The sequence below is a fragment of the Duganella fentianensis genome (assembly GCF_009857835.1).
In the GTDB taxonomy this organism is placed as follows: domain Bacteria; phylum Pseudomonadota; class Gammaproteobacteria; order Burkholderiales; family Burkholderiaceae_D; genus Rugamonas; species Rugamonas fentianensis.
The window spans coordinates 237,958-261,331 of the sequence record NZ_WWCL01000003.1 but is presented as its reverse complement, the minus strand read 5'-3'; the positions used below and the strand labels follow the sequence as shown (position 1 = coordinate 261,331).

Genomic DNA, 23,374 nt, shown 5'->3' with positions numbered 1-23,374 from the left:
GGCTGCATGTTGCAAGATATCGTACAGGCGGGTCTGGTGGGGCTGTCAGTATTTGGTGCTGGCTCCCAAAACAATCGCCTTCTAAGGATGGATTTTCCACAAGGCGATGGCCCAGCCAATGGGGTATTGCTGATCAACAAGGTAAAGATGCAGGAAGAGTTATCACGCGATTTCGTGATCGATGTCGAGGTGCTCTCTGACGATGCCCATATCCCGCTTAAAAGAATGATGGGTCGCATGGTGACCATCTCGCTGGTGCGCGAAGATGGTTCGATGCGTTACATGAATGGCTATATTGGTACATTTCGCTTTGTGCGTACCGACGGCGGCTTCGCCTTTTATCAGATGATCCTGCAGCCATGGCTCGCGTTCGCCAAACTGCGTAAAGACAATCTATCCTTCCACCATCGCAGTGTTATCGAGCTCACCGAAGTCACGTTCGCACATTACCATCAGCGGGATTGGCGCACGCACATGAGTCTGGACTACGACGACAGGAAGCTCACTTGTGCCAACCAGCATAACGAGACCGATTACAACCACCTGCACCGACGTTGGGAAGCTGCGGGACTTTACTATTGCTATGAACATAGGTTCGATGGGCATACCCTGATTCTGAGCGATAACTCCACGCAGGCTGAACCGATAGATGCAAGCCAGTTAAGGGGGGCGCCAGATCAGATTTGTTTTCGTGCCGACGCTGGTTCGGACGAGGCAGACGGTATCCGCACATGGCAAGCTATTCGACAGCTCGGTTCTGGCAAAGTCACGCTGGCCAGTTTCAATTACAAAAGCCCCCGAGCACAATGGGTCAGTGGCTATTCCCTCAACCAGCAGGGTGAGGTGGAGGCGTATGAGCTTTACGAAAATACCGGCGCCTATGGCTACCCGAATTTGGATGATGGCGATACATTGGCCCAGCGCCGCATGGAGGAGGCTGATCAAGGTACCCAATATTTCGAAGCCAGTGGCAATGATCGCGCGGCCCAGCCTGGGCGTATTTTTAAGCTTGCCGACCATTTCAGCGCCCACTCGAGGGCACCAGAGCCTGACGGGGATTTCAAACTTGGTATCGGCGAGCGCGACTACCTGATTGTGTCGGTCGAGCATAGTGCGAGCAACAATTATCCCGCTGGCCCAGATGGCAAGTCGGAATACAGCAATAGTTTTGTTTGCATACGTCGCGACATACGCTGGCGGCCTGGGCGTCACTACAATAGTGTCCCTTGCGCGCCTCCCGGTGTGCAGACAGCTATCGTTGTCGGCCCACCCGGCGAAGACATCTATACCGATGCGTTGGGCAGAATTAAATTGCAATTCCACTGGGATCGTTTGGGAGCGTTTGATCAGGCAAGTTCGCCTTGGATACGCGTGATGATGCCGATGGCCGGACCATACTTTGGCCAGATGTGTTTGCCGCGTGTCGGACAGGAGGTGGTGGTTCAGTTCTTGGATGGAAATATCGACCACCCTATTGTTGTTGGCGTCGTTTATAACAGCACCAATATGCCTCCCTGGAACTTGCCTGCACAAGGAGCTTTGGCGGGACTACGCAGCCGCGAACTGTCCAGCGGCGGCAATGGTGGTAGCAATCATCTGATACTTGATGATACTAAGGGAGCGATGCAGGTTCAGCTTAGAAGTGATCATCAGCACAGCCAGCTTTCGCTGGGTAGTATCACCCGTATCGAATCTTCGGAGGGGCGCATGGAAGCCCGTGGTGAAGGGTGGGAGCTAGCCACTAATGCGTGGGGGGTGGCACGTGCCAATCGCGGCATGCTGATTACCACCGAAGCACGGCCTAATGGCGCATCGCATATTAAGGATATGGGTGAGACGCTGCAGAGGCTTAACTCTGCACACAAGCAGCACGACGCGCTGGCCAAGTTGGCGCAGCAATCTGGCGCGCAGGATGGTGCGGGGCAGTCCAGTAGCGTTGCCGCGATCAGATCGCAGAATGACAGTATTCAAGGCGGCACAAGTGCTAAGTCCGACTTCCCTCAACTTGCCATGCCACAGTTGGTGTTGGCTAGTCCGGCGGGCATCGAAACCACGACTCGAGGCAGCACCCATCTTGCCAGTGACCAGCATACTGCGTTGACGACCGGACAAGACTTGTCTATCGCCAATGGCGGTAGTTTGTTTGCAAGTGTCCGGCAGACGTTTCGTCTATTTGTGCACAAGGCTGGTATGCGGTTGGTTGCAGCGGCGGGTGATATTGACCTGAGAGCGTTGTCGAATAGCGTCAACGTACTGGCTAAGCTCAACATCACACAGATGGCTAACCGTATTACCATCAGTGCTAAGGAAGAAGTGGTGATCAATGGTGGCGGTAGTTATGCGAGGTTTAGCGCGCAGGGGATCGAACAGGGCACTAACGGGAATATGGTGATCCATGCGGCCGAGCACGCCTTGCAGGGGCCAAACTGCGCAAGTGTGCCAACACCCGATCCCCGGCTAGTAACCGTGACACCCTTGGAGTCTTTTGATGAACAATTTCGTTTAGTTGCGAATGATGGGAAGACTCCCATTGTCAATCAGCGATATCGAATTTCAGCTTCTGACGGAACTCAATGGGACGGAATTAGCAATGCGGAAGGACTTACCGAGCGAGTTTACACGTCTTCACCAATAGAGATTTCATTAAAATTACTGTCTGATAAGGAGTAATATGGCCGATATAATTATCGCAACAGCTTACACCAACTCAGCACAGGATTCAGAAGTAAAAATATCTATTGGCGACATAATTTGTCATATTGAGATTGAAAAAAATAAATTTTCAGATACTTTACCAGTAATACCTTCTAGTGCTCGAGTGGAGAACGGAAGAATATTATATCATCTAAAGCTAAAGGCTTGCCTGACGAGGATTTCTGATGGAGGAAAAGTAGCAAATTGCTCCCTAAAAATTAGATCTAATAGGAAAGTTGATAATATAATTATTCGTGAAAAAACTAATGGAAATGGAGAATTAAATTTTGTTCTTGAAACGCGTCATTCTGGTGACATTGAACTGGACGTGGATAATCCTGGTGTAACATCAAAAACATTTAAAATTAGTCTAAAAGATGCATGGTACGAAGAGCCATTTTTAATTACTGGCTATAACATTTGTGATGAGAAAGATTTTTCCGGACCTAAAGTTTCAGGCAATGGTCTGGAAGGAAAATATAAAGAAGATTTTCTGTTTGGTGCAAAAGGAGTTCCGATGCAAGGGACGGGAAAATCTGCTGATGGACGTTATATCGCGTTGCTCCAGTTAGTGGGGGGATGGCATCGGAATTCAAGGGGAGCTCCTGATCGTGTTGCATCTCAAGCTAGCACGTCATTTCATTATGTCGATAGTGCTGAAGGGAAGTATGGATCAGTTACGGAAAATCATTCAATTGCGGTTGATATAACAGTAATACCACCCCGCGCTGAAGTGGACATCAGTGGCTTAGGTAGGCGTTTCGCAGATGATACTGGCAGTGCAATTCGCACATATCATCTTGATAATTTTCTTGGGGCGGGAGACGATGTTGTAAAAGCTTGGATGCACGGTGGAGTCAATGGCACTCGGCGTCAAGTAAAATATATAGGTAAAAAAAAATGAAAAAGCTTATGCCTGTCATGCTTATGGTATTTTCATTAAATTGTTTTGCTGACCACGGAAATATTAGAAGAGTTTATATTGATAGATCAAAAAATGTTCATATCATATTTTCGGATGGGTTGGATAGGAAAGTAACTAATAATGGCCATGCTACCGAAGCAACGCTAGCGCCAAATAAGCGCACAGCGGCTTGGCTCGTGCAAAATTCGTGGATCGCTGACGGTGATGTTGCACCGGGTTCTGCCAAAATTGCGATTTATAGAGATGAAAAGCTGCGATATATATCGTGTGAGCCATTCATAAGAGACTATTGGTATTGGATGCAAGGTGAGCAGATAGCAATTGATTGCGGAGGTAGGCATTTTTCCGGAACCCAATCCATATACGATACATCTACTCTATTGATGATTGATTCCTTTGTTCAATCAAATGTTCCAGAAAATCAGCGCCCCATTTGGTCGAAATAGATTTTTATTAAATATGTAGAGGGAAATCACCATTACCACTAATAAAGCAGATCATGCAAAAATTCAAAAATAAAAAAACAGCAGTTATTGATTAAACACTAAAATAATATCGTAATTTTTTGGGAAATAAATTTTTAGAGAAGCTTAATGAAAGGTGTCCAATTAGATCAGATTTCGGATTTAGCAGAGAAAGCCTACCGAATCTGTTGTGACTTTCCCAATTGCCCCAATATTGAATTTATGCTGACGCCCCTGTTCGGGGTTGATGTCTTCGCAATCGCGATATTAATTATTCGATAATATTATTTCTCTGTCAAGAAATAATAAAGGGCAGATACTAATCCGGAATTCCGGCTCTGTACCTGCCCTTTGCACCAGCAGTTCTACGGCGCAGTGGTTTTTATTACTTTTACTGCTTACTCGCTAGCGGCCAGCACATCATGCGCCTGCACGTCGGCGTGGTAGGAGCTGCGCACCATGGCGCCCACGGCGGCGTGCTTGAAGCCCATCTTGTAGGCTTCTGCTTCGAACATCTTGAACACGTCCGGATGCACGTAGCGGCGTACCGGCAGGTGGCTGTTGGATGGTGCCAGATACTGGCCGATGGTCAGCATGTCGATGTTGTGCTCGCGCATGTCGCGCATCACCTGCAGGATTTCATCGTCCGTCTCACCCAGACCGACCATCAGGCCCGATTTGGTTTTCACGTCCGGATAGCGCTCTTTGAACTCCTTCAGCAGCTGCAGCGAGTGCATATAGTCGGAGCCGGGACGAGCTTCCTTGTACAGACGCGGCACGGTTTCCAGATTGTGGTTCATCACGTCCGGCAGGCCGTCGGCGAAGATGGTCAGAGCCTTGTCGAGACGACCGCGGAAGTCCGGTACCAGTACTTCGATCTGGGTTTTCGGCGACAGTTTGCGCGTTTCGCTGATGCAGGAGACGAAGTGGCCGGCACCGCCGTCGCGCAGGTCGTCGCGGTCGACCGAGGTGATCACCACGTAGTTCAGGCGCAGATCGGCAATCGTCTTGGACAGGTTGATAGGCTCGTTCTGGTCCAGCGGATCAGGACGGCCGTGGCCGACGTCGCAGAACGGGCAGCGGCGCGTGCACTTGTCGCCCATGATCATGAAGGTGGCCGTGCCCTTGCCGAAGCATTCGCCGATGTTGGGGCAGCTGGCTTCTTCGCATACGGTCACCAGTTTGTTCTCGCGCAGCACGTCCTTGATTTCGTAGAAGCGCGTCGAGGTGGAGGCCGCTTTGACGCGGATCCAGTCAGGCTTTTTCAGACGCTCGACCTGCTCGACCGGCACGATCTTGATGGGAATGCGCGAAGTTTTGCTTGCGCCTTTTTGCTTTTCGCTCGGGTTATAAGCGGGGGCAACGTTGGTATCGGTCTCAGAGGTCATAAGCTGCGTGCCCTCGCGGGCAAAGTGAAGTTATTCGGTTGCTGCGGGTTGCGTCGGCTGGGCCAGAACGCGGATTAATTCTTCGGCCAGTTGCTGCTGTACATCGGCCAGTTGCGCCGTTACGCCGACGCTGCGCATATCGACCGTTTCCAGTCCGGCATAGCCGCAGGGGTTGATCCAGGAAAACGGAGCCAGGTCCATCGCCACATTCAGCGACAGGCCATGGTAGGTACAGCCGTTGCCACGCACTTTCAGGCCCAGTGCGGCAATTTTGGCGCCTTGTTTCGCGCCATCGGCCATGTAGATGCCGGGCGCGCCTTCAACGCGCATACCGTTGAGATTATACGCCGCCAGCACATTGATGATGGCTTGCTCGATGCGGTAGACAAACTGGCGCGCGTATAGCTTGCCGCCCGGTTTGTTGCGGCGCAGGTCCATCAGCATATAGATCACCACCTGACCGGGGCCATGGTAGGTGACTTCGCCGCCGCGGTCGGTCTGCACCACGGGGATGGCGCTGGCGCCGGCCAGCAGGTGGCCACGGTCGGCGCCCAGCCCCAGCGTAAAGACGGGCGGATGTTCGACGATCCACAGCTCGTCGCGGGTGTCCGGGGTGCGGGCATCCGTGAAGCTGCGCATGGCGGCAAAAGTGCTGTCGTAATCGGCTAGGCCGAGGTGGCGTATCAGTGCCGGCTCGGTGGAAGTTGGAGACGTCATCCCGCCATTATAAATCACGGGGCCATAAAACGCCCCGCAGGGCGCAGCCCGTCTGGCTTTGCGGGCGCTGCCGGCCCATTGCACAAAAAAGCTACAACTTGCGCGAAAAGTGAAAATTATTCACAAGCGTTAACTTGCTGTTTACCTAAGTATACAAGTATATTTTGACGTCTTTTGTTAATTTTATTCACAAAGTTATCCACAGCATGCCAGCCTGATGAGCGACTCCCGCTTGCCCAATTTTTCCGCACTGCGCGCCTTCGAGGCGGCGGCCCGGCACGAGAATTTCTCGCGCGCGGCGGATGAATTGCATCTGACTCATGGCGCCATCAGCCATCAGGTGCGGGCGCTGGAACGGGAACTGGGACTGGCGCTGTTCGAGCGCCATGGCAAGCAGGTGCGGATTACTGCTGCGGGGGCGCAGTACGCGCGCCAGCTGGCCAAGGCCTTTGCCGATATGGCGGCGGCCAGCGCGGCGCTACGCCGCAGCGCCGTACACCAGCGCCTGACCATTGCCGCCGTGCCCGCGTTTGCGGCGCGCTGGCTGGCGCCGCGGCTGGGCGGCTTTATCGAGCGCCATCCGGCCATCAATGTGGTGCTGCAGACAGGCGAGCAATGGCTGGCCGACGGGGTCGATGTGGCGATACGGCGCGCGGACGGCGCCTATTCCGGCTGGCTGGTGGAGCCGTTGATGGTTGAAATGGGAGATCTGGTAGTGAGTCCCCACTACCACGATGGAAGCAAAGGATATCTGATGTTGCTGCCTGCCGTTGCCGAGCAGCGGCCACAGGTGCAGGCGTTCCGTGACTGGTTGCAGGAAGAAGTGACGCTGTCTCAGCGTCTGTCGGCGGCGCAGGCCAGTGACTAGCCCGCGTCCGCCGCAGAATTACATGACGATTTTCACCATAGGGTGGCCGGACAGCTCCGTGTACAGCGCGTCGAGCTGCTCGCGGCTGGTGGCGCGCACCACCACGGTCAGCCCCGTGTAATTGCCTTTGGCCGATGGACGGACTTCCATCTTGCCTTCGTGGAAATCTGCATCGTGCTTCTGTACCACTTGCACGATGGTGGCGGCGAAATCGATATGAGTCGGCCCCATCACCTTGATCGGGAAGTCGCTCGGGTATTCGATGAGGGACTCTGACGGCGGGATCGCTTGCATAGGTATTCCAATCAATAAAAAACTGGCAACACCAACGCGGCGCCGCCAGCCTCTATTGTAGCCAATTCGGCGCCAGCGTCATGGCTGGATCTGATTTCGCTTCTCGCCCCGCTCGCGCCCTTCTTCCTTGCGCCGTTCTTCGCGCTGGTGCTGGCCGCTATCCCTGGGAGCGGCCGCCGGTGCCGGTGCGGGCGGCGGGCTAAATACCGGACGGGCAGGTGCCGCAGCCGGAGCTGGTGCAGGCAGCGGCGCCGGCGCGCTGCGCACCGGCGGCTGCATGGGCGCTGGCTGGGCGCTGCTGGCCGGGCCGGGCTGGACTTGCAGCGAGACCGGGGCATCGCGCCGTTCGTCCGGCTGGCGCGCAGGCCGGCGTCCATCGTCCTGCGGCCGGTTATCACGGTGATAGCTGTCGACGCGGTTGATGCGTTCATTGCGCTGGAAGCTGTCGGCTCTATCGTTGCGCTCGTTGAGGTCCATGCTGCCGCGGTCGTAGCGCCCGCCCCGTTCGCCGGCACTATTCCATGGCTGGGATGGTGCCGGCTGGCTGCCAGGCGGTACGGCTTGTGCGGGCGGTTGTGCGGCGGCTGGCGGGCTGGCCGGCGGGCGTGCCGGGCCCGGTGGCTGGCTGACGCTGGCCGCAGGTACTGGCGTGGCGGCCGGATGGCTGAGGTTGCGGTTGCGGCCATCGTCGCGGTAGTCGGGCCGTTCGCTACGGCCGTCCTGCCCCCGTTCCGGCCAGCGCGTGCGGCCATAGTCGGGGGCGCGGGGGGGCTGGCCTAGCGCCGCTGGGGTGGTCGCCGGGTTGGCGCCGCTGGCCGGTGCAAGGCTGTTGCCGGGCAGGCTGGCGGGCAGCGTCGTTGCGGCGCGCGGTGGCACGGCGTGGGGCTGGTGGCGTTCGAATTGCTCGCGCGGCAGTACGCTCAGGCCGTCCCGGCGCGGAGGCTGGCCGTTGTGCACGGGCAGGGGCGCCAGCGGGCGGCCGTTGTGGTTCCAGCTCAGGCGCTGTTCGCGCTCGGCCGACACGCGGTAGCCGGGCACATAATGGTCGCGCGGCGTCAGCGGATACCAGCCTATGCCGGGCCGGTGTTTGGGGCCGGGGCCGTGGCCATCCACCCAGCCTACCAGTGCCGGCGCCCACACGGGGCGGCCGTGCGGACGGCCCGGCGCCCAGCACCAGCGCCGGTTCACCATGACCCAGCGGCCATAGTGGGACGGCGCATAGCCCCACGGTGCGTTATCGATCCAGGTCCAGCCCCATGCAGTGAGCCAGATCCAGCGGCCGTCACGGTAGGGCGCCCAGTCAGTACTGACATTGCGCGGGGTCCACAGGGGGCCGTATTCCACGCTTTCGCTCCAGCTACCGTTGCGGTCCAGCTCTTCGTAGCCGGTCATGCCGCTCGAGACGAAACGCGTGCTGACGCTGCCCTCGCCGGCCCGTTCGCGCTCCTCGGCCCAGCGGTCGAAGCCGTCCGTCTGCGCCAGCAGGGTGCGCACATCGTTACTATTGATTTCAGCGGCGCGGCCGCTGGCCAGCGTCAGCGTGGCGCCGGCGCCAGTAACGCGGGCGCTGCCGGCCAGCAGGCGGATCTGGCTGGTATCGGCCAGCCGCTCGGCATCGACCCGCAGCAGGCCCGGTTCCAGCAGGGTGATACGGGCCTGCGGCGTAATCAGTTCGAAATTGCGGATCAGCTCGGGATTGCGCAGCCGGATGCTGACGCTGCCGTAATTCAGGCGCAGGCGCAGGATGTCGTCGTCGAGGTCCAGCACTTCCACATCGGAATCGCCATCCACCCGCACAGCGGTGGAACCGGCGCGGATGTCGCTGCGCGCGCCGCTGGCCGTGTGGATATGGTTGCCTGCCGCCACCGGCCAGTTCAGCCCGGCCGGCACGGCTTCATCGTCGCCCGTCAGCGTCACCAGGCCCTGTACGGCAGCGATGCGGCCCACCATGGCGGGCAGATCGTTCTGGGCGAGGACGGGGCCGGCCAGTGCGGCCAGCAGCAAAGTAGTGATGATGCGAGGGGTCATGGCAGCGCTCCTGGGGGATATCGGGATTAAACGCTGCGTCACGAAATCCGCCTACTGCGATTACAAGGCCTTACAAATTGGCACTGGCCTCAGGCGCTGGCGCCACCCCGTTTGACGAAGAACAGCGCCGTGCCGACCGCCATCAGCATGCCGCCGAACACGCGGTTCTGCTTTTTCACGGCATGGGCGTCGCGGAAGAAGCGCTGCATGGACGAGGCCAGAAATGCATAGCTATGCATCACGATCAGGTCGATGCAGCACATGGTCACGGCCAGAATCAGCAGCTGCGGCAGCAGGGGCGCTTCGCGCGTAATGAACTGCGGCAGCACGGCCACCATGAAGATGATGCCCTTGGGGTTGGTGGCATTGGTCAGAAAGCCCGTCAGCAGGCGCTGTTTTACCGAAGGCACGCGCACTTCCGCATGGGCGGCCTCGCCACTGATGCTGACTTTGGCGCGCCACTGGCTCAGGCCCAGATAGATCAGATAGAGCGCGCCCACGGTTTTGACCACATTGAACGCTACTTCCGAGGCCAGCAGCAGCGAGCCGACGCCGGCACCGGCGATGAACAGCACCAGCAGCAGGCCCGCCTGCAGGCCCATGATGGTGACGCTGGCGCGTTTCAGCCCATACGACAGGCCGTGCGACATCGACAGCACGGCGCCCGAGCCGGGCGAGATGGCGATAATCCATGCGGCAACGAAGAAGGTGAACCAGGTAGTGAAACTCATGTCATGTCCGTAGCGTCAGGTGCAGCCGGCGGCCGCGCAGAATAGTCCTATTTTAGCGGGCTGCGCGGGCGCGCGCTTCGGTTAATATGTGGTGACTTGGGCAAGCTTGCATGCTTGACCTCAATTTATTAACGGGATAACAAGGAGCCTCTATGGCCGGAAGCAGTCTGCTGGCGCTGATCGACGATATCGCCAGCATCCTCGACGACGTTGCGCTGATGAGCAAAGTGGCGGCCAAGAAAACCGCCGGGGTGCTGGGCGACGATCTGGCCCTGAACGCGCAGCAGGTGGCGGGCGTGCAGGCCGAGCGCGAATTGCCGGTGGTGTGGGCCGTGGCCGTGGGCTCGCTCAAGAACAAGGCGATTCTGGTGCCGGCCGCGCTGGGCATCAGTGCGCTGGCGCCGTGGGCGATCGGCCCGCTGCTGATGCTGGGCGGCTTGTATCTATGCTTCGAGGGCTGCGAAAAAATTGTGCACTCGCTGCAGCATCCTGCCCATGAAGCACCGGCCGGTACGCTGGCCGCCGTGCTGGCCGAGCCGGAGACGGATCTGGTGGCGCTCGAGCGCGACAAGATCCGCGGCGCCATCCGTACCGATTTCATCCTGTCGGCGGAAATCATCGTGATTGCACTGGGCACGGTGGCCACAGCGCCGTTTGCCCAGCAGGTGACGGTGGTGGTGGGCATTGCGCTGGCCATGACGGTGGGCGTGTACGGCATTGTGGCGGCCATCGTCAAGCTCGATGATGCGGGGCTGTACCTGAGCCGGCGCGCCAGCGCCGTCTGGCAGGCGCTGGGGCGCATGCTGCTGGCCGCAGCGCCCAGGCTGATGAAGCTGCTGTCGGTGCTAGGCACGGTGGCCATGTTCATGGTGGGTGGCGGCATACTGAGCCACGGTATAGCGCCGTTACATCAAGTGATAGAACACACGGCAGCGCAGGCAGCGGCCTGGCCGGTGCCGGCTTCCTGGCTGGCGCCGCTGATACCGGCCAGCCTCGATGCAGTGGCGGGCTTGCTGGCTGGCGCGCTGGCACTGGGGCTGATGACGCTGGTTGGTAAGTTGCGTAAAAGCAACGTAAATTGATTGCCGTCACGTACTCTCAGTTACATTTAGCGGTATAAATTCGCTGTCGCGGCGTTCAGCAGTGTCACTATACTGAAGCCATGCCCCGGCCAGGGGCGGCGGTTTTACTCCCCTTATTTGTCTATGTCAAGAAACAAGCTACTGACGGACGTGGCATACCCGATTATTGTTGGGGCTTAACACAGGCAATCTGGGGAACTTTGATCTAAATCAATCAAAATTCTGGGCAATATCCGTAAACTGACAGGACTATAATTGCGGCAGAGCAATATATCCATCTGGAGAGACAATATGCGCAATAATCAACCGGTAACCAACCGCGAAATAGAAGTACAGGAAGATCAGGCGATCGTATCGAAAACCGATTTGAACGGTAACATCGTCTATGTGAATCCGTATTTCAGCCAGGTGAGCGGTTACAGCGAAGCCGAGTTGATGGGCGCTCCGCAGAATATTGTGCGCCATCCGGACATGCCGGTGGAAGCTTTTGCCGATATGTGGCGCTCCATCCAGTCCGGCACGCCATGGACGGGTATTGTCAAGAACCGCGCCAAGAGCGGCGATTTCTACTGGGTCAAAGCCAACGTCACGCCTATCCGCGAAGCGGGCAAGACCATCGGCTATATGTCGGTGCGCACCAAGGCCGAACGTAGCCAGATCAACCGCGCCGAAGAAGCCTATCGCGCGATCCGTTCGGGCGGCAAACATAATATCCGCATCAAGAACGGCCAGCTGATCCACGGCCGCAGCGGTTCGCCGCTGGCGCGCCTGACCCGTCGCCTGATCCACTCCTCGCTGGCGCTGCGCATCTGGGCGGCCACCAGCCTGGTCAACGTGCTGCTGGCCGGTGTCGGCGCTGCGGCGCTGTTCGGCGGCGGCAGTGGCCATAACTACATCATCTTTGTGGCCACCGTCATCGGCCTGCTGATTAACGTCTTCCTCTGGTACACCCTGCGCGTTTCGGTGCTGCAGCCCTTGGGCCGCGCCGTGCTGGGCGCCCGTGCGATTGCCGCCGGCGACCTGTCGGGCAGCTTCGAAACGGAAGCCACCGATGAAGTGGGCCAGCTGCTGCGTGCCTTGCAGCAGATGAACAGCAACCTGATCGCCACCATCCGTGATGTGCGCACCAACGTGGAAACCATGGCCGTGGCCACGCGCCAGATTGCCGCGGGCAATGCCGACCTGTCGGGCCGTACCGAAGCCCAGGCCGCCAGTCTGGAAGAAACCGCCTCCAGCGTGGAACAGTTCTCCTCGACCGTGAAGCAGAATGCCGACAATTCGGCCCAGGCCAACCAGCTGGCGCTGAACGCCTCCAATGTGGCCGTGCATGGCGGTGAAATCGTCGCCGACGTGATCGCAACCATGGATGAAATCAATACTTCGTCGCACAAAATTGTCGACATCATCGGCCTGATCGAAGGCATCGCCTTCCAGACCAATATCCTGGCACTGAATGCCGCGGTGGAAGCCGCCCGTGCCGGCGAACAGGGCCGCGGCTTTGCCGTGGTGGCCGGTGAGGTGCGCAATCTGGCCCAGCGCAGCGCGACGGCAGCCAAAGACATCAAGAATCTGATCAACGTGTCGGTGGGCAAAGTCAGCGCCGGCATGGAGCAGGTGGGACGTGCTGGCGCCACCATGAAGGAAGTGGTGGCTTCGGTGCAGCAGGTCACTTCGATCATGCAGGAAATCACCGTCGCTTCGCAGGAGCAAAGCATAGGCGTCGATCAGGTGAATGCTGCCATCGCCCACATGGATACTGTCACCCAGCAGAACGCCGCGCTGGTCGAACAGGCTGCTGCCGCTACTGCCAGTCTGGCTATCGAAGCGGGCAACCTGACCCAGGCGGTGAGTCTGTTCAAATTCGGCACTGCGCGCCCATCGCGCGCGGCACTGGCCGTTCATAAACCCCAGCCTATGAAGCGCATAGCAGCCTGATTATGTATAACCACGCAAGTAGCACCGGCTCTGCTTTTCCAGCCGTAGAATTTGATGCCGCCATTATCGGTAAGCTGAGCCAGTCGGGCCCGCGCTATACCTCCTATCCGACGGCGGATCGTTTTCAGAGCGAATTTGGCTATGGCCAGTTCCTCGAAGCCGTGGCCGGCTTGCGCATGCGCCGTAGTACGCGCCCTTTGTCGCTGTACATCCATATTCCGTTCTGCGATACCGTGTGCTACTACTGCGGCTGCAACAAGATCGTTACCAAAGACCATAGCAAGGCTGCCACCTACCTCGATTACCTGAAGCAGGAAATCGATATGCAGGGCCGTTTGTTTGCCGGCATGGGCAAGCTCGAACAGCTGCACTTCGGCGGTGGCACACCAACCTATCTGAGCGACCGCCAGATGGGCGACCTGATGGCCCACCTGCATGCCAGCTTCGAATTCGCCCCGGACCAGCTGGGCGAATATTCGATCGAAATCGATCCCCGCACGGTGAGCGTGGAACGCGTGCATTCGCTGCGCAAACAGGGTTTCAACCGCATCAGTCTGGGCGTGCAGGATTTTGATCCGGACGTGCAGAAAGCCGTCAACCGCATCCAGCCGGAAGCGGAAACCCGCGCCGTGATCGATGCCGCCCGTGACGCCGGCTTCCGTTCCATCAGTATCGACCTGATCTACGGCCTGCCCAAGCAGACCATGACCAGCATGGAGCAGACGCTGGACAAGGTGATCGCTGCCAACCCGGACCGCATCGCCCTGTATAACTACGCCCACCTGCCGCACCTGTTCAAGCCGCAGCGCCGCATCCACGAAGAAGACCTGCCGACCCCGGCCGTCAAGCTCGACCTGCTGGCGCTGTGCATCCGCCGCCTGTGCGCGGCCGGCTATGTCTACATCGGCATGGACCACTTTGCCAAACCGGACGACGAACTGGCGGTAGCCCAGCGTCAGGGCCGGCTGCAGCGCAACTTCCAGGGCTATTCCACGCGTGCCGAATCGGAGCTGATTTCGTGCGGCGTGTCGGCCATCAGCGCCGTCGGCGCTACCTACAGCCAGAATGAAAAGACGCTGGAAGGCTATTACGAAAAACTCGATGAAGGCCGGCTGCCGGTAGTGCGCGGCATCAAGCTGGAAAACGACGACCTGCTGCGCCGCATCCTGATCCAGAAGCTGATGTGCAACTTCGAGCTGTCCATCGCTTCGATCGAGCAATCCTTCCCGATCCGCTTTACCGAGTACTTCGCTACCGAACTGCAGAAGCTCAAAGCCTTCGAGGAAGATGGTCTACTGATCGTGGAACCGGACTGGATCACTGTTACGCCGAAAGGCCGTCTGCTGATCCGTAACATCTGCATGGTGTTCGACCGCTACCTGAGCCAGCCGCGTCTGGGCGAAGCGCAGCCGCTGCGCTACTCCAAGACCATCTGAGCCTGTCATGAACGCATTGCAGCTGCTGCCAGTACTGGTAGTCGGACTGGCCGGCAGCGTGCATTGCATAGGCATGTGCGGCGGCATCGTCGGCGCCCTGTCGGCCTCGGCCGCCAGCCCTGCTAACTCGACCAGCGCGGCCCGCGCCGTGATCCCCATCGCCGTGGCCCAGCCGGCCCGTCCCCTCACCCGCGTACTGGCGTATAACGCTGGCCGCATCAGCAGCTATATGGTGGCGGGCGCCCTCGCGGGCGGTCTGGCCAGCGGGGCGCAAAGCCTGAGCGCGCTGGCCGGTGTGCAGCTGGGCTTCTACTGGCTGGCCAATCTGATGCTGGTGGCCCTGGGCCTGTACCTGATGAACGCGTGGCAGGGGCTGGCGCTGCTGGAACAGGGCGGCCGCGTACTGTGGCAAGCGGCCCAGCCGGTGATAGCTCCTGCAATGAAAGCGCTGATGCCGGCCACCCGCCCCCATCAGGCCTTTATACTGGGCGCCCTGTGGGGCTGGCTGCCTTGTGGTATGGTGTACAGCGTGCTGCTGACGGCCATGCTGAGCGGTTCGGCCAGCAATGGCGCGGCCGTGATGCTGGCGTTCGGGCTGGGGACGCTGCCCATGCTGACGGGGCTGGGGCTGGTGGGGGCGCGCTTGCAGCGCGCTTTGCAGCGCCCGCCCGTGCGGCTGGCCTGCGGCCTGCTGGTGCTGGCTTTCGGCCTGCTGGGCCTGTACCGCGCCGTGGGCGGCTTTACGCCTGACTGGATGACCACCTTATGTCTGACACCTCAACACTGACGCCGCCGCCCGTACTGGGCGCGTCCAGCCCGGCGACCACATCTGCCGCCGCGGCGCAGCCGGCCGGCTGCTATCACTGCGGCCTGCCTATCCCGAGCAATGCCAAAGCCGAATGGAAGGTGCATATCGCCGGTGCCGATCAGGCCATGTGCTGCCCCGGCTGCACGGCCGTGGCCCAGACCATCATGGATCTGGGACAGGAATCGTATTATCTGCAGCGTTCCGAATATGCCGCCACGGCGGAAGGCGCGCAGGTGCTGCCGCCGGAGCTGCAGCTGTACGACAATGCCGACCCGCGCTTCGTCTGCAGCGAGAACCCCGGCGAACGCGAGACCACGCTGGCCGTCGATGGCATCCGTTGCGCCGCCTGCGTCTGGCTGATCGAGCAGCGCCTCAACCAGCTGCCCGGCGTGGCCAGCGCCCAGCTCAATGTGGCCACCGAGCGCCTGTATGTGCGCTGGCGTTCGGACGATTGCCGTCCCGGCGATATTCTGGCGGCCCTGCACACCATAGGCTATGCCGCCTATCCGTATGACGCGGCGCGTCACAGCGAGCAGCAGCAGCAGGCCCAGCGCACGCTGGGACGCCAGCTGTTCGTGGCCGGCCTGTCCATGATGCAGGTGATGATGTATGTAGCACCGGCCTATATGGCGGAAGACGGCACGCTCGATGCCAATATGGAGCAGTTGTTTCGCTGGGCCAGCCTGCTGCTGACGGCGCCGGCGATTTTCTATTCCGCCCTGCCGTTCTGGCGTGGCGCCTGGTCCAGCCTGCGTGCGCGTGCACTGGGCATGGATGTGCCGGTGGCGCTGGGCATCGCGGCAGCCTTCGGCGCCAGCGTGCTGGCCACCTTCCAGGGCGGCGGCGAAGTGTATTACGACTCCGTCACCATGTTCATCTTCCTGCTGCTGTGCAGCCGCTATCTGGAATTGCGCGCACGGCGCAAGGCCGGTGCGGCGCTGGAGCGGCTGCAGCACGGTTTGCCGGCCTCGGCGACAGTGCTGGCCGATTATCCGGCCAGCCAGCAGGGCACGCTGGTCAAGGCGGCCGCGCTGGAAGTCGATCAGGTCATCATGATCAAGCCGGGCGAAGCCGTGGCGGCCGATTGCGTGATTCTGCAAGGCCGTACGGCGCTCGATCTGTCGCTGCTGAGCGGCGAGAGTGCGCCCATCGCCAAACAGGTGGGCGACCAGCTGCCCGGCGGCGCCATCAACGCCAGCAATATGATCATCGCCCGCGTGACCCAGCGGGTGCAGGACAGCACGCTGTCGAATCTGGTCAAGCTGATCGACCGGGCCGGCCGCGACAAGCCGCGCATCGCCCAGTGGGCCGATGATGTGGCCGCATGGTTCGTGCTGGCGCTGCTGCTGTTTGCCGTGGCCACTTTCGGTTTCTGGTTCTGGCTGGATGGCTATAGTGCCACCCGTGCCTGGCCGATCGCCATCGCCGTGCTGGTGGTGTCCTGCCCGTGCGCGCTGTCGCTGGCCACGCCGACGGCACTGGCGGCCGGTACCGACCGCCTGCTGCGTCAGGGTGTGCTGGTCACGGGCGCGCAGACGCTGGAAACCCTGCACCGCGCCAGCCACATCGTCTTCGACAAGACCGGCACCCTGACCTATGGCCGTCCCGTGCTGCAGCAGACCACCACGCTGGGCCTGATGGAGCAAGAGTTCTGCCTGCAGGTAGCGGCCGCGCTCGATGCGGCCAGCGCCCACCCGCTGGCACGCGCCATCGTGCAGGCGGCCAGCGATGCTGGTTCGGATGGGCCGGCTAGCGGTACGCGGGCCGACTGGCACCCGGCGGCCGTGCAGGAAGTGGCGGGACGGGGCGTGGAAGGCGTGCTGCACAACCGCCTGTACCGGCTCGGCAATGCCAGCTTTGTGGCGGAACTGAGCGGCCCCCTGCCCGAGCATGTGGTGGCCGATGGCGCTACCCCCGTGTATCTGGGTGTGCAGGACCAGTGGCTGGCCTGCTTTGCCCTGCATGACGGTATCCGCGCTGAAGCGGCCAGCACCATCGATTACTTCCGCAAAGCCGGCAAGACCGTGGTGCTGCTCAGTGGCGACCATGATGCGCTGGCGCGCAAAGTAGGCGACCAGCTGGGCATCAGCACCACCATAGGCGGCTATCTGCCTGATGAGAAACTGGCATTTGTGAAAAAATTGCAGCAGGGGGGAGCCGTGGTGGCCATGGTGGGCGACGGCATCAATGATGCCGCCGTGCTCAGTGCCGCCGACGTCTCCTTCGCCATGGGCGCCGGCGCGGCGCTGGCGCAAGCCCATGCCGATGCCGTGCTGCTCAGCGGCCGCATCGATTCCGTGGTCGATAGTGCTGTTGTGGCCGGCCGCACCATGGGCGTGATCCGCCAGAACCTGTGGTGGGCTAGCCTGTACAATGGCGTGGCCATCCCTGCAGCCGCGCTGGGCTGGCTCAACCCGTGGCTATCCGGTGTGGGCATGGCGCTCAGCTCGGCCGTGGTGGTAGCGAATGCCTTGCGACTCAGAAAGGGAGCGTGATGGAAGCCTTGTTTCTGCTCATACCGCTGAGCGTACTGCTGGTATTTGTGGCGCTGTGGATCTTCTTCCGCGCCTCGGACAACGGCCAGTTCGAAGATCTGGTCGGTCCCGGCCTGCGCATCTTGCAGGATGATGACAAGCCGCCGCTGGAAGATTCAGCGAAAACTGACTAGTGCAATGCTAGTCTTTGCTGGTGGGCGCTGCCCCCAGCAACGGTCCCGGCCACGCCCGGCGGCCAGCCATGATGGGGACGAAATTCCTCTACACAATGATTCATGAGAGATATTTTGATCTGTATCAAGGTTTTTTAAGTCTCACCTAAGTAACCTTTGACCCACATCATCAAAGCGTTCTTGGGAGAACATCAAGTGGACCTTGCACAGAACTACAACTACAAGATTGTGAAGCAATTCGCAGTCGCCACCGTGGTCTGGGGGATCATCGGCATGCTGGTCGGCGTTATTATCGCCGCCCAATTGGCATGGCCGGCGTTGAACCTGGACATTCCATGGTTAACTTATGGCCGTCTGCGGCCATTGCACACCAACGCGGTGATTTTCGCGTTTGGTATTTGCGGCCTGTTCGCAACTTCGTACTACGTGGTACAGCGTACCTGCCAGGTACGTCTGTTCTCGGACAAGCTGGCTGCCTTCACCTTCTGGGGCTGGCAAGCCGTCATTCTGAGCGCCGTTGTCACTCTGCCACTGGGTCTGACCCGCGGTAAGGAGTACGCCGAGCTGGAATGGCCTATCACCCTGCTGATCGCTGTCGTGTGGATTGCCTACGCGGTCGTGTTCTTCGGCACCATCATTACCCGTAAAGTTAAGCACATCTACGTGGCTAACTGGTTCTTCGCTTCCTTCATTCTGGCAGTGACGATTCTGCACGTGGTCAACGGTGCTTCCATGCCTGCAACCCTGTTCAAGTCCTACTCCGCTTACGCCGGTGTACAGGACGCGATGATCCAGTGGTGGTACGGCCACAATGCGGTGGGCTTCATCCTGACCGCTGGCTACCTGGGTATGGTGTACTACTTCATTCCTAAGCAAGCTGAACGTCCTGTGTACTCGTATCGTCTGTCGATCGTGCACTTCTGGGCGCTGATCTTCACCTACATGTGGGCCGGTCCTCACCACCTGCACTACACCGCACTGCCAGACTGGACCCAGTCGCTCGGTATGGTGTTCTCGCTGATCCTGCTGGCACCATCGTGGGGCGGTATGATCAACGGTATCATGACTCTGTCGGGCGCATGGCACAAACTGCGTACCGATCCTATCCTGAAATTCATGATCGTGTCGCTGTCGTTCTACGGTATCGCCACCTTCGAAGGCCCGATGATGTCGATCAAGACCGTCAACGCGCTGTCGCACTACACCGACTGGAGCATTGCTCACGTTCACGGTGGCGCACTGGGCTGGGTTGGTTTCATCACCATGGGTTCGATCTACTACATCCTGCCACGTATGGCTGGCCAGCAGAAAATGTATAGCACCAAGCTGATCGACCTGCACTTCTGGGTAGCTACCATCGGTATCGTTCTGTACATCGCTGCAATGTGGATTGCCGGTGTGATGCAAGGTCTGATGTGGCGCGCAGTCAATCCAGACGGCACCCTGACCTATACCTTCGTCGAAAGTGTCAAAGCCACCTTCCCGTACTACGTCGTGCGTTTCAGCGGCGGCCTGCTGTACCTGACCGGCATGTGCGTGATGGGCTACAACACCTGGATGACCTTGCGTAACCGCGAGACCGCCGTAGCGCGTATTCCTGCGCTGACCAGCGGCCACGCTTGATATCGGAGCACCTATGAAATTTTCACATGACTGGATTGAAAGAAATCCCTGGCTGCTGATCGCGCTGGTAGTGTTGGTAATCAGCGTTGGCGGCGCCGTAGAAATCTTGCCGCTGTTCTTCCAGAAGTCGACTACCGAACCGGTAGCTGGCCTGAAGCCTTACTCGGCTCTGCGTCTGACCGGCCGCGACATCTATGTACGCGAAGGCTGCTACAACTGCCACTCGCAGATGGTGCGTCCGTTCCGTGCCGAGACCGAGCGTTATGGTCACTATTCGGTAGCTGGCGAGTTCGTCTACGACCGTCCGTTCCAGTGGGGTTCCAAGCGTACCGGTCCTGATCTGGCCCGTGTAGGCGGCCGTTACAGCGATGAATGGCACCGTACCCACCTGAACAACCCACGTGACGTGGTGCCAGAGTCGAACATGCCTAACTACCCATGGCTGGCCAAAACGGCACTGGACCCACAGGGCGTGATTCCGAAAATGCGCGCACTGCAACGTCTGGGCCATCCGTACACCGACGCTGAAATCGCTGCCGGTCCGGAAGAGCTGAAAGACAAAACCGAAGAAGATGCTCTGATCGCCTATCTGCAAGGCCTGGGCACGTTAATTAAGTCGAGGAACTAACATGGCAATCGATTCCCTGTTGGACCGTGCCAGCAGCGTGATGACGGTGATTTCTTTCGTCACGTTTGCCGGAATCCTGTGGTGGGCACTGATCCACAATAAAGAAGCTGATTTCGCTCAAGCGGCACACATGCCGTTCGACGACGAAGATTTGGAGGCGCAACATGGCTGATTTTACTAATAGCTTCTGGGACCTGTACATTGTTGTACTGACCATCCTGGGCATCGTCGGCTGCGCCGTACTGCTGTACTCGCAATCGAAAGTGACTGGCAAGTCCGGTGAAACCACCGGCCACGTCTGGGACGAAGACCTGTCGGAACTGAACACGCCTATGCCGCGCTGGTGGATGTGGATGTTCTACATCACCATCGTGTTCGGTGTCGTGTATCTGGTGCTGTACCCAGGTCTGGGTAGCTTCGCTGGCAAACTGGGCTGGAAATCTTCCGGCCAGTACCAGGCTGAAGTTCAGGCTGCCGACGCTGAGTTCGGCCCACTGTTCGCCCAGTTCCAGAAACAGGACCTGAAGGCCGTGGCAGCGGATCCGAAAGCCCATGCGATCGGTGAGCGTCTGTTCCTGACCTACTGCGCCCAGTGCCACGGTTCGGATGCCCGCGGTAACAAAGGCTTCCCTAACCTGACCGATAAAGACTGGCTGTTCGGCGGTGCGCCGGAAACCATCAAGGAAACCATCCTGCACGGCCGTAATGGCGTGATGCCACCGATGGGTGCTGCAGTGGGTTCCGACAAAGATGTGGAAAATGTCGCACACTACGTGCTGAGCCTGTCCGGTTCGACTGCTGATCCGATCAAAGCCTCGTTCGGCAAAGAGAAGTTCGCCGCCTGTATGGCTTGCCACGGCGCAGACGGCAAGGGTAACCTGGCCATCGGTGCACCAAATCTGACGGATAAAATCTGGCTGTTTGGCGGCAGTGCTGATACCATCATGGAGACCATCCGCAAAGGCCGTAATACCACCATGCCTGCGTTTGCCGAATTCCTTGGCGATGCTAAAGTGCATGTACTGGCAGCCTATGTGTGGAGCCTTTCTAACGACGTTAATCAACCGGCCGCTCCGGCTCAAGAAGTCGCCCCGGCAGCACAATGAATGAACCTGCACCACAAGTAATCAAGATGTACGCGGCTCGCGAGGAAATCTATCCTCGCGAGATCAAGGGTAAATACGTCAGTCTGCGCTGGCTGTTTGTCTGGCTGACGCAGCTGGTGTTCTACTGCACCCCGTGGCTGCAGTGGAATGACCGCCAGGCCGTGCTGTTCGACCTGGGGGCGCGTAAGTTCTACATCTTCGGTATCGTCTTGTGGCCGCAGGACTTCATTTATCTGGCCGCACTGTTAATCATCAGCGCCTACCTGCTATTCCTGGCAACAGCAGTAGCAGGGCGGGTGTGGTGCGGCTTCGCCTGTCCACAGACGGTGTACACCGAAATCTTCCTGTGGATAGAGCGCAAATTCGAAGGCAACCGCAGCGCCCGCATGGCGCTCGACAAGCAACCGCCTTCGTTCAAGAAATTCGCCAAGAAAACCGGCAAGCATCTGACCTGGGCCTTACTGGCGCTGTGGACGGGCTATACCTTTGTTGGCTACTTTACCCCGATTAAAGTACTGGGCAGCGAAGCGTTCACGCTGAGCTTTGGCCCATGGGAATGGTTCTGGGTGGTGTTCTATGCCTTTGCCACCTACGGCAATGCGGGCTGGATGCGCGAGCAGGTGTGCAAATACATGTGCCCTTACGCCCGCTTCCAGAGCTCGATGTTCGACAAGGACACCCTGATCATTTCCTATGATAAGGAGCGTGGCGAACCGCGTGCTCCTATCTCCAAATCGAAACAGCAGACCGGCAACGGTTCCTGCATCGATTGCTCGCTGTGCGTGCAGGTCTGCCCTACCGGCATCGACATCCGCAATGGCCTGCAATATGAATGTATCGGTTGCGCATCCTGTGTGGATGCCTGCAACAGTGTAATGGACAAGATAGGCCAGCCGCGCGGTCTGGTGCGTTACACCACCGAGCATGGTCTGGTGAACAAGTACACTCCGGCCCAGATCCGCGAACGCACCTTCCGTCCGCGCGTGCGCATCTATACGGCAATACTGGGGCTGATCGTCTGTGCTGCGGCCGCTTCGCTGTACCTGCGTACGCCGCTGAAGATGGACGTGATCCGCGACCGTGGTTCGATGGGGCGCGAAGTGGAAGATGGCATGATCGAAAATGTCTACCGTCTGCAGATCATGAATACCTCGGAACGCGGCCATACCTACAAGATCCGCGTCGGCGGGCTGGATACGCTGACCCAGGTAACGGCGGACCAGGTCGTCGTGGCTGCCACCGAAACCAAGGCCTACCCTATCCGTCTGCGCGTGGCGCACGGTGTCGGCAAGCCCGGTTCCAACAAGATCGATGTGGAGCTGACGGCTATCGACGAACCGTCGCTGCATGTGAAAGAACACGCGGTGTTCATCGTCCCGCGCTAAGGAGTTGGTATGACAGTCTCAATGCTGGAGCAGGCGCCGGTGGCGCCCTGGTATAAACACCGCTGGCCATGGTTGCTCATGCTGGGCCCTGCCGTCGCGGTAGTGGTGGGCAGTTATTTCGGCTATCTGGCGTATAGCCAGCAGGATGCGCTGGTGGTGGGCGATTACTACAAAAAAGGTAAGGCCATCAATCAGGACCTGCGGCGCGACCACCGTGCGGCCGAACTGGGGCTGTCGGCCCAGCTGTCGTATGATGCCGCACGCGGCGTACTGGTGGGCCAGCTGACCCGTACCACGGCCCAGACCCAGCCGGAAAAGCTGTTCGTCCATCTGGCCCATGCCACGCTGCCGGAAAAAGACATCAATCTGGTGGTACAGCCCGATGCCAAGGGCGCTTTCGAACTGAATCTGCCCATGCTGGAACAGAGCCGCTGGGTGGTGCTGGTGGAAGGCGAACAGCGCGACTGGCGGCTGGCAGGCAGCTGGAGCTGGCCTAAGCAGCGCGCCGTATCGCTGCAGGCCGATCTGGCCAAGCCGGTCGACGATTGAATTCATGCCGATAAAAAAAAGCGCCCTGCGGGGCGCTTTTTTATT

At 59.1% G+C, this 23,374-nt stretch carries 21 protein-coding genes; 16 read left to right on the top strand and 5 right to left on the bottom strand.

The genetic code is table 11. The features are described 5' to 3' along the window. Positions 1–6: 6 nt before the first annotated feature. From GTP23_RS14205 to GTP23_RS14195, 3 genes are read left to right on the top strand one after another with little or no spacing between them, the layout of a single operon-like run. Positions 7–2,670, top strand: coding sequence for a type VI secretion system Vgr family protein (locus tag GTP23_RS14205; protein ID WP_161035782.1), 2,664 nt, complete (start codon positions 7–9; stop codon positions 2,668–2,670). Position 2,671: 1 nt separating this feature from the next. Further along, positions 2,672–3,598, top strand: a complete 927-nt coding sequence (locus GTP23_RS14200; protein WP_161035781.1) for a 3D domain-containing protein — start codon at positions 2,672–2,674, stop codon at positions 3,596–3,598. After that, positions 3,595–4,065, top strand: coding sequence for a hypothetical protein (locus tag GTP23_RS14195; RefSeq protein ID WP_161035780.1), 471 nt, complete (start codon positions 3,595–3,597; stop codon positions 4,063–4,065). The genes GTP23_RS14200 and GTP23_RS14195 overlap by 4 nt, the downstream gene beginning before the upstream one ends. A 416-nt stretch (positions 4,066–4,481) precedes the next feature. Here the strand turns inward: GTP23_RS14195 and lipA are convergent, their stop codons facing one another. Both lipA and lipB read right to left on the bottom strand, forming a co-directional pair. Next, a complete protein-coding gene (gene lipA, locus GTP23_RS14190; RefSeq protein WP_161035779.1) occupies positions 4,482–5,471 on the bottom strand; it encodes a lipoyl synthase in 990 nt (329 codons plus the stop codon). Positions 5,472–5,501: 30 nt separating this feature from the next. Further along, positions 5,502–6,188: a lipoyl(octanoyl) transferase LipB gene (lipB, locus tag GTP23_RS14185; protein WP_161035778.1), complete on the bottom strand. Its 687-nt coding sequence runs from the start codon at positions 6,186–6,188 to the stop codon at positions 5,502–5,504. A gap of 217 nt (positions 6,189–6,405) precedes the next feature. Here lipB and GTP23_RS14180 point away from each other — a divergent pair, with 217 nt between their 5' ends. Beyond that, positions 6,406–7,056, top strand: a complete 651-nt coding sequence (locus tag GTP23_RS14180; RefSeq protein WP_202412207.1) for a LysR family transcriptional regulator — start codon at positions 6,406–6,408, stop codon at positions 7,054–7,056. 18 nt (positions 7,057–7,074) lie between these two features. Here the strand turns inward: GTP23_RS14180 and GTP23_RS14175 are convergent, their stop codons facing one another. The 3 genes from GTP23_RS14175 to GTP23_RS14165 all read right to left on the bottom strand — a co-directional run bounded on the left by GTP23_RS14175 (position 7,075) and on the right by GTP23_RS14165 (position 10,109). After that, a complete protein-coding gene (locus GTP23_RS14175; RefSeq protein ID WP_161035777.1) occupies positions 7,075–7,350 on the bottom strand; it encodes a DUF493 family protein in 276 nt (91 codons plus the stop codon). A gap of 78 nt (positions 7,351–7,428) precedes the next feature. Beyond that, the gene (locus GTP23_RS14170) at positions 7,429–9,378 is read right to left on the bottom strand and encodes a DUF6600 domain-containing protein (RefSeq protein WP_161035776.1); all 1,950 of its coding nucleotides are present in this window, start codon (positions 9,376–9,378) and stop codon (positions 7,429–7,431) included. An 89-nt stretch (positions 9,379–9,467) separates the two neighbouring features. Continuing rightward, positions 9,468–10,109, bottom strand: a complete 642-nt coding sequence (locus tag GTP23_RS14165; protein ID WP_161035775.1) for a LysE family transporter — start codon at positions 10,107–10,109, stop codon at positions 9,468–9,470. Positions 10,110–10,261: 152 nt separating this feature from the next. Between GTP23_RS14165 and GTP23_RS14160 the strand changes: the two genes are divergently transcribed. The 12 genes from GTP23_RS14160 to GTP23_RS14105 all read left to right on the top strand — a co-directional run bounded on the left by GTP23_RS14160 (position 10,262) and on the right by GTP23_RS14105 (position 23,329). Next, positions 10,262–11,191 carry a DUF808 domain-containing protein gene (locus GTP23_RS14160; protein ID WP_161035774.1) on the top strand — a complete coding sequence of 310 codons (930 nt, stop codon included), beginning with the start codon at positions 10,262–10,264 and terminating at the stop codon, positions 11,189–11,191. 291 nt (positions 11,192–11,482) lie between these two features. Next, complete coding sequence (locus tag GTP23_RS14155; RefSeq protein ID WP_161035773.1) at positions 11,483–13,126, top strand: methyl-accepting chemotaxis protein; 1,644 nt, start codon at positions 11,483–11,485, stop codon at positions 13,124–13,126. A gap of 2 nt (positions 13,127–13,128) precedes the next feature. Continuing rightward, positions 13,129–14,562, top strand: coding sequence for an oxygen-independent coproporphyrinogen III oxidase (gene hemN, locus GTP23_RS14150; RefSeq protein WP_161035772.1), 1,434 nt, complete (start codon positions 13,129–13,131; stop codon positions 14,560–14,562). Positions 14,563–14,569: 7 nt separating this feature from the next. Then, positions 14,570–15,349: a sulfite exporter TauE/SafE family protein gene (locus tag GTP23_RS14145; RefSeq protein ID WP_161035771.1), complete on the top strand. Its 780-nt coding sequence runs from the start codon at positions 14,570–14,572 to the stop codon at positions 15,347–15,349. Continuing rightward, positions 15,328–17,865, top strand: a complete 2,538-nt coding sequence (locus GTP23_RS14140) for a heavy metal translocating P-type ATPase (RefSeq protein ID WP_161035770.1) — start codon at positions 15,328–15,330, stop codon at positions 17,863–17,865. Before GTP23_RS14145 ends, GTP23_RS14140 begins: the two co-directional genes overlap by 22 nt. Then, on the top strand, positions 17,865–18,038 hold the full coding sequence (gene ccoS, locus GTP23_RS14135) for a cbb3-type cytochrome oxidase assembly protein CcoS (RefSeq protein ID WP_155435689.1): 174 nt from the start codon (positions 17,865–17,867) through the stop codon (positions 18,036–18,038). Before GTP23_RS14140 ends, ccoS begins: the two co-directional genes overlap by 1 nt. A gap of 195 nt (positions 18,039–18,233) precedes the next feature. Further along, entirely contained in the window at positions 18,234–19,661 is a 1,428-nt protein-coding gene (ccoN, locus tag GTP23_RS14130; protein WP_161035769.1) for a cytochrome-c oxidase, cbb3-type subunit I, read from the top strand. 13 nt (positions 19,662–19,674) lie between these two features. Beyond that, entirely contained in the window at positions 19,675–20,289 is a 615-nt protein-coding gene (gene ccoO, locus GTP23_RS14125) for a cytochrome-c oxidase, cbb3-type subunit II (RefSeq protein WP_155435690.1), read from the top strand. Position 20,290: 1 nt separating this feature from the next. Then, complete coding sequence (locus tag GTP23_RS14120) at positions 20,291–20,461, top strand: cbb3-type cytochrome oxidase subunit 3 (protein ID WP_155435691.1); 171 nt, start codon at positions 20,291–20,293, stop codon at positions 20,459–20,461. Continuing rightward, positions 20,454–21,395, top strand: a complete 942-nt coding sequence (ccoP, locus tag GTP23_RS14115; RefSeq protein ID WP_155435692.1) for a cytochrome-c oxidase, cbb3-type subunit III — start codon at positions 20,454–20,456, stop codon at positions 21,393–21,395. The genes GTP23_RS14120 and ccoP overlap by 8 nt, the downstream gene beginning before the upstream one ends. After that, entirely contained in the window at positions 21,392–22,780 is a 1,389-nt protein-coding gene (gene ccoG, locus GTP23_RS14110) for a cytochrome c oxidase accessory protein CcoG (RefSeq protein ID WP_161035768.1), read from the top strand. The genes ccoP and ccoG overlap by 4 nt, the downstream gene beginning before the upstream one ends. A 9-nt stretch (positions 22,781–22,789) precedes the next feature. Further along, complete coding sequence (locus GTP23_RS14105) at positions 22,790–23,329, top strand: FixH family protein (RefSeq protein WP_161035767.1); 540 nt, start codon at positions 22,790–22,792, stop codon at positions 23,327–23,329. Positions 23,330–23,374: the final 45 nt, after the last annotated feature.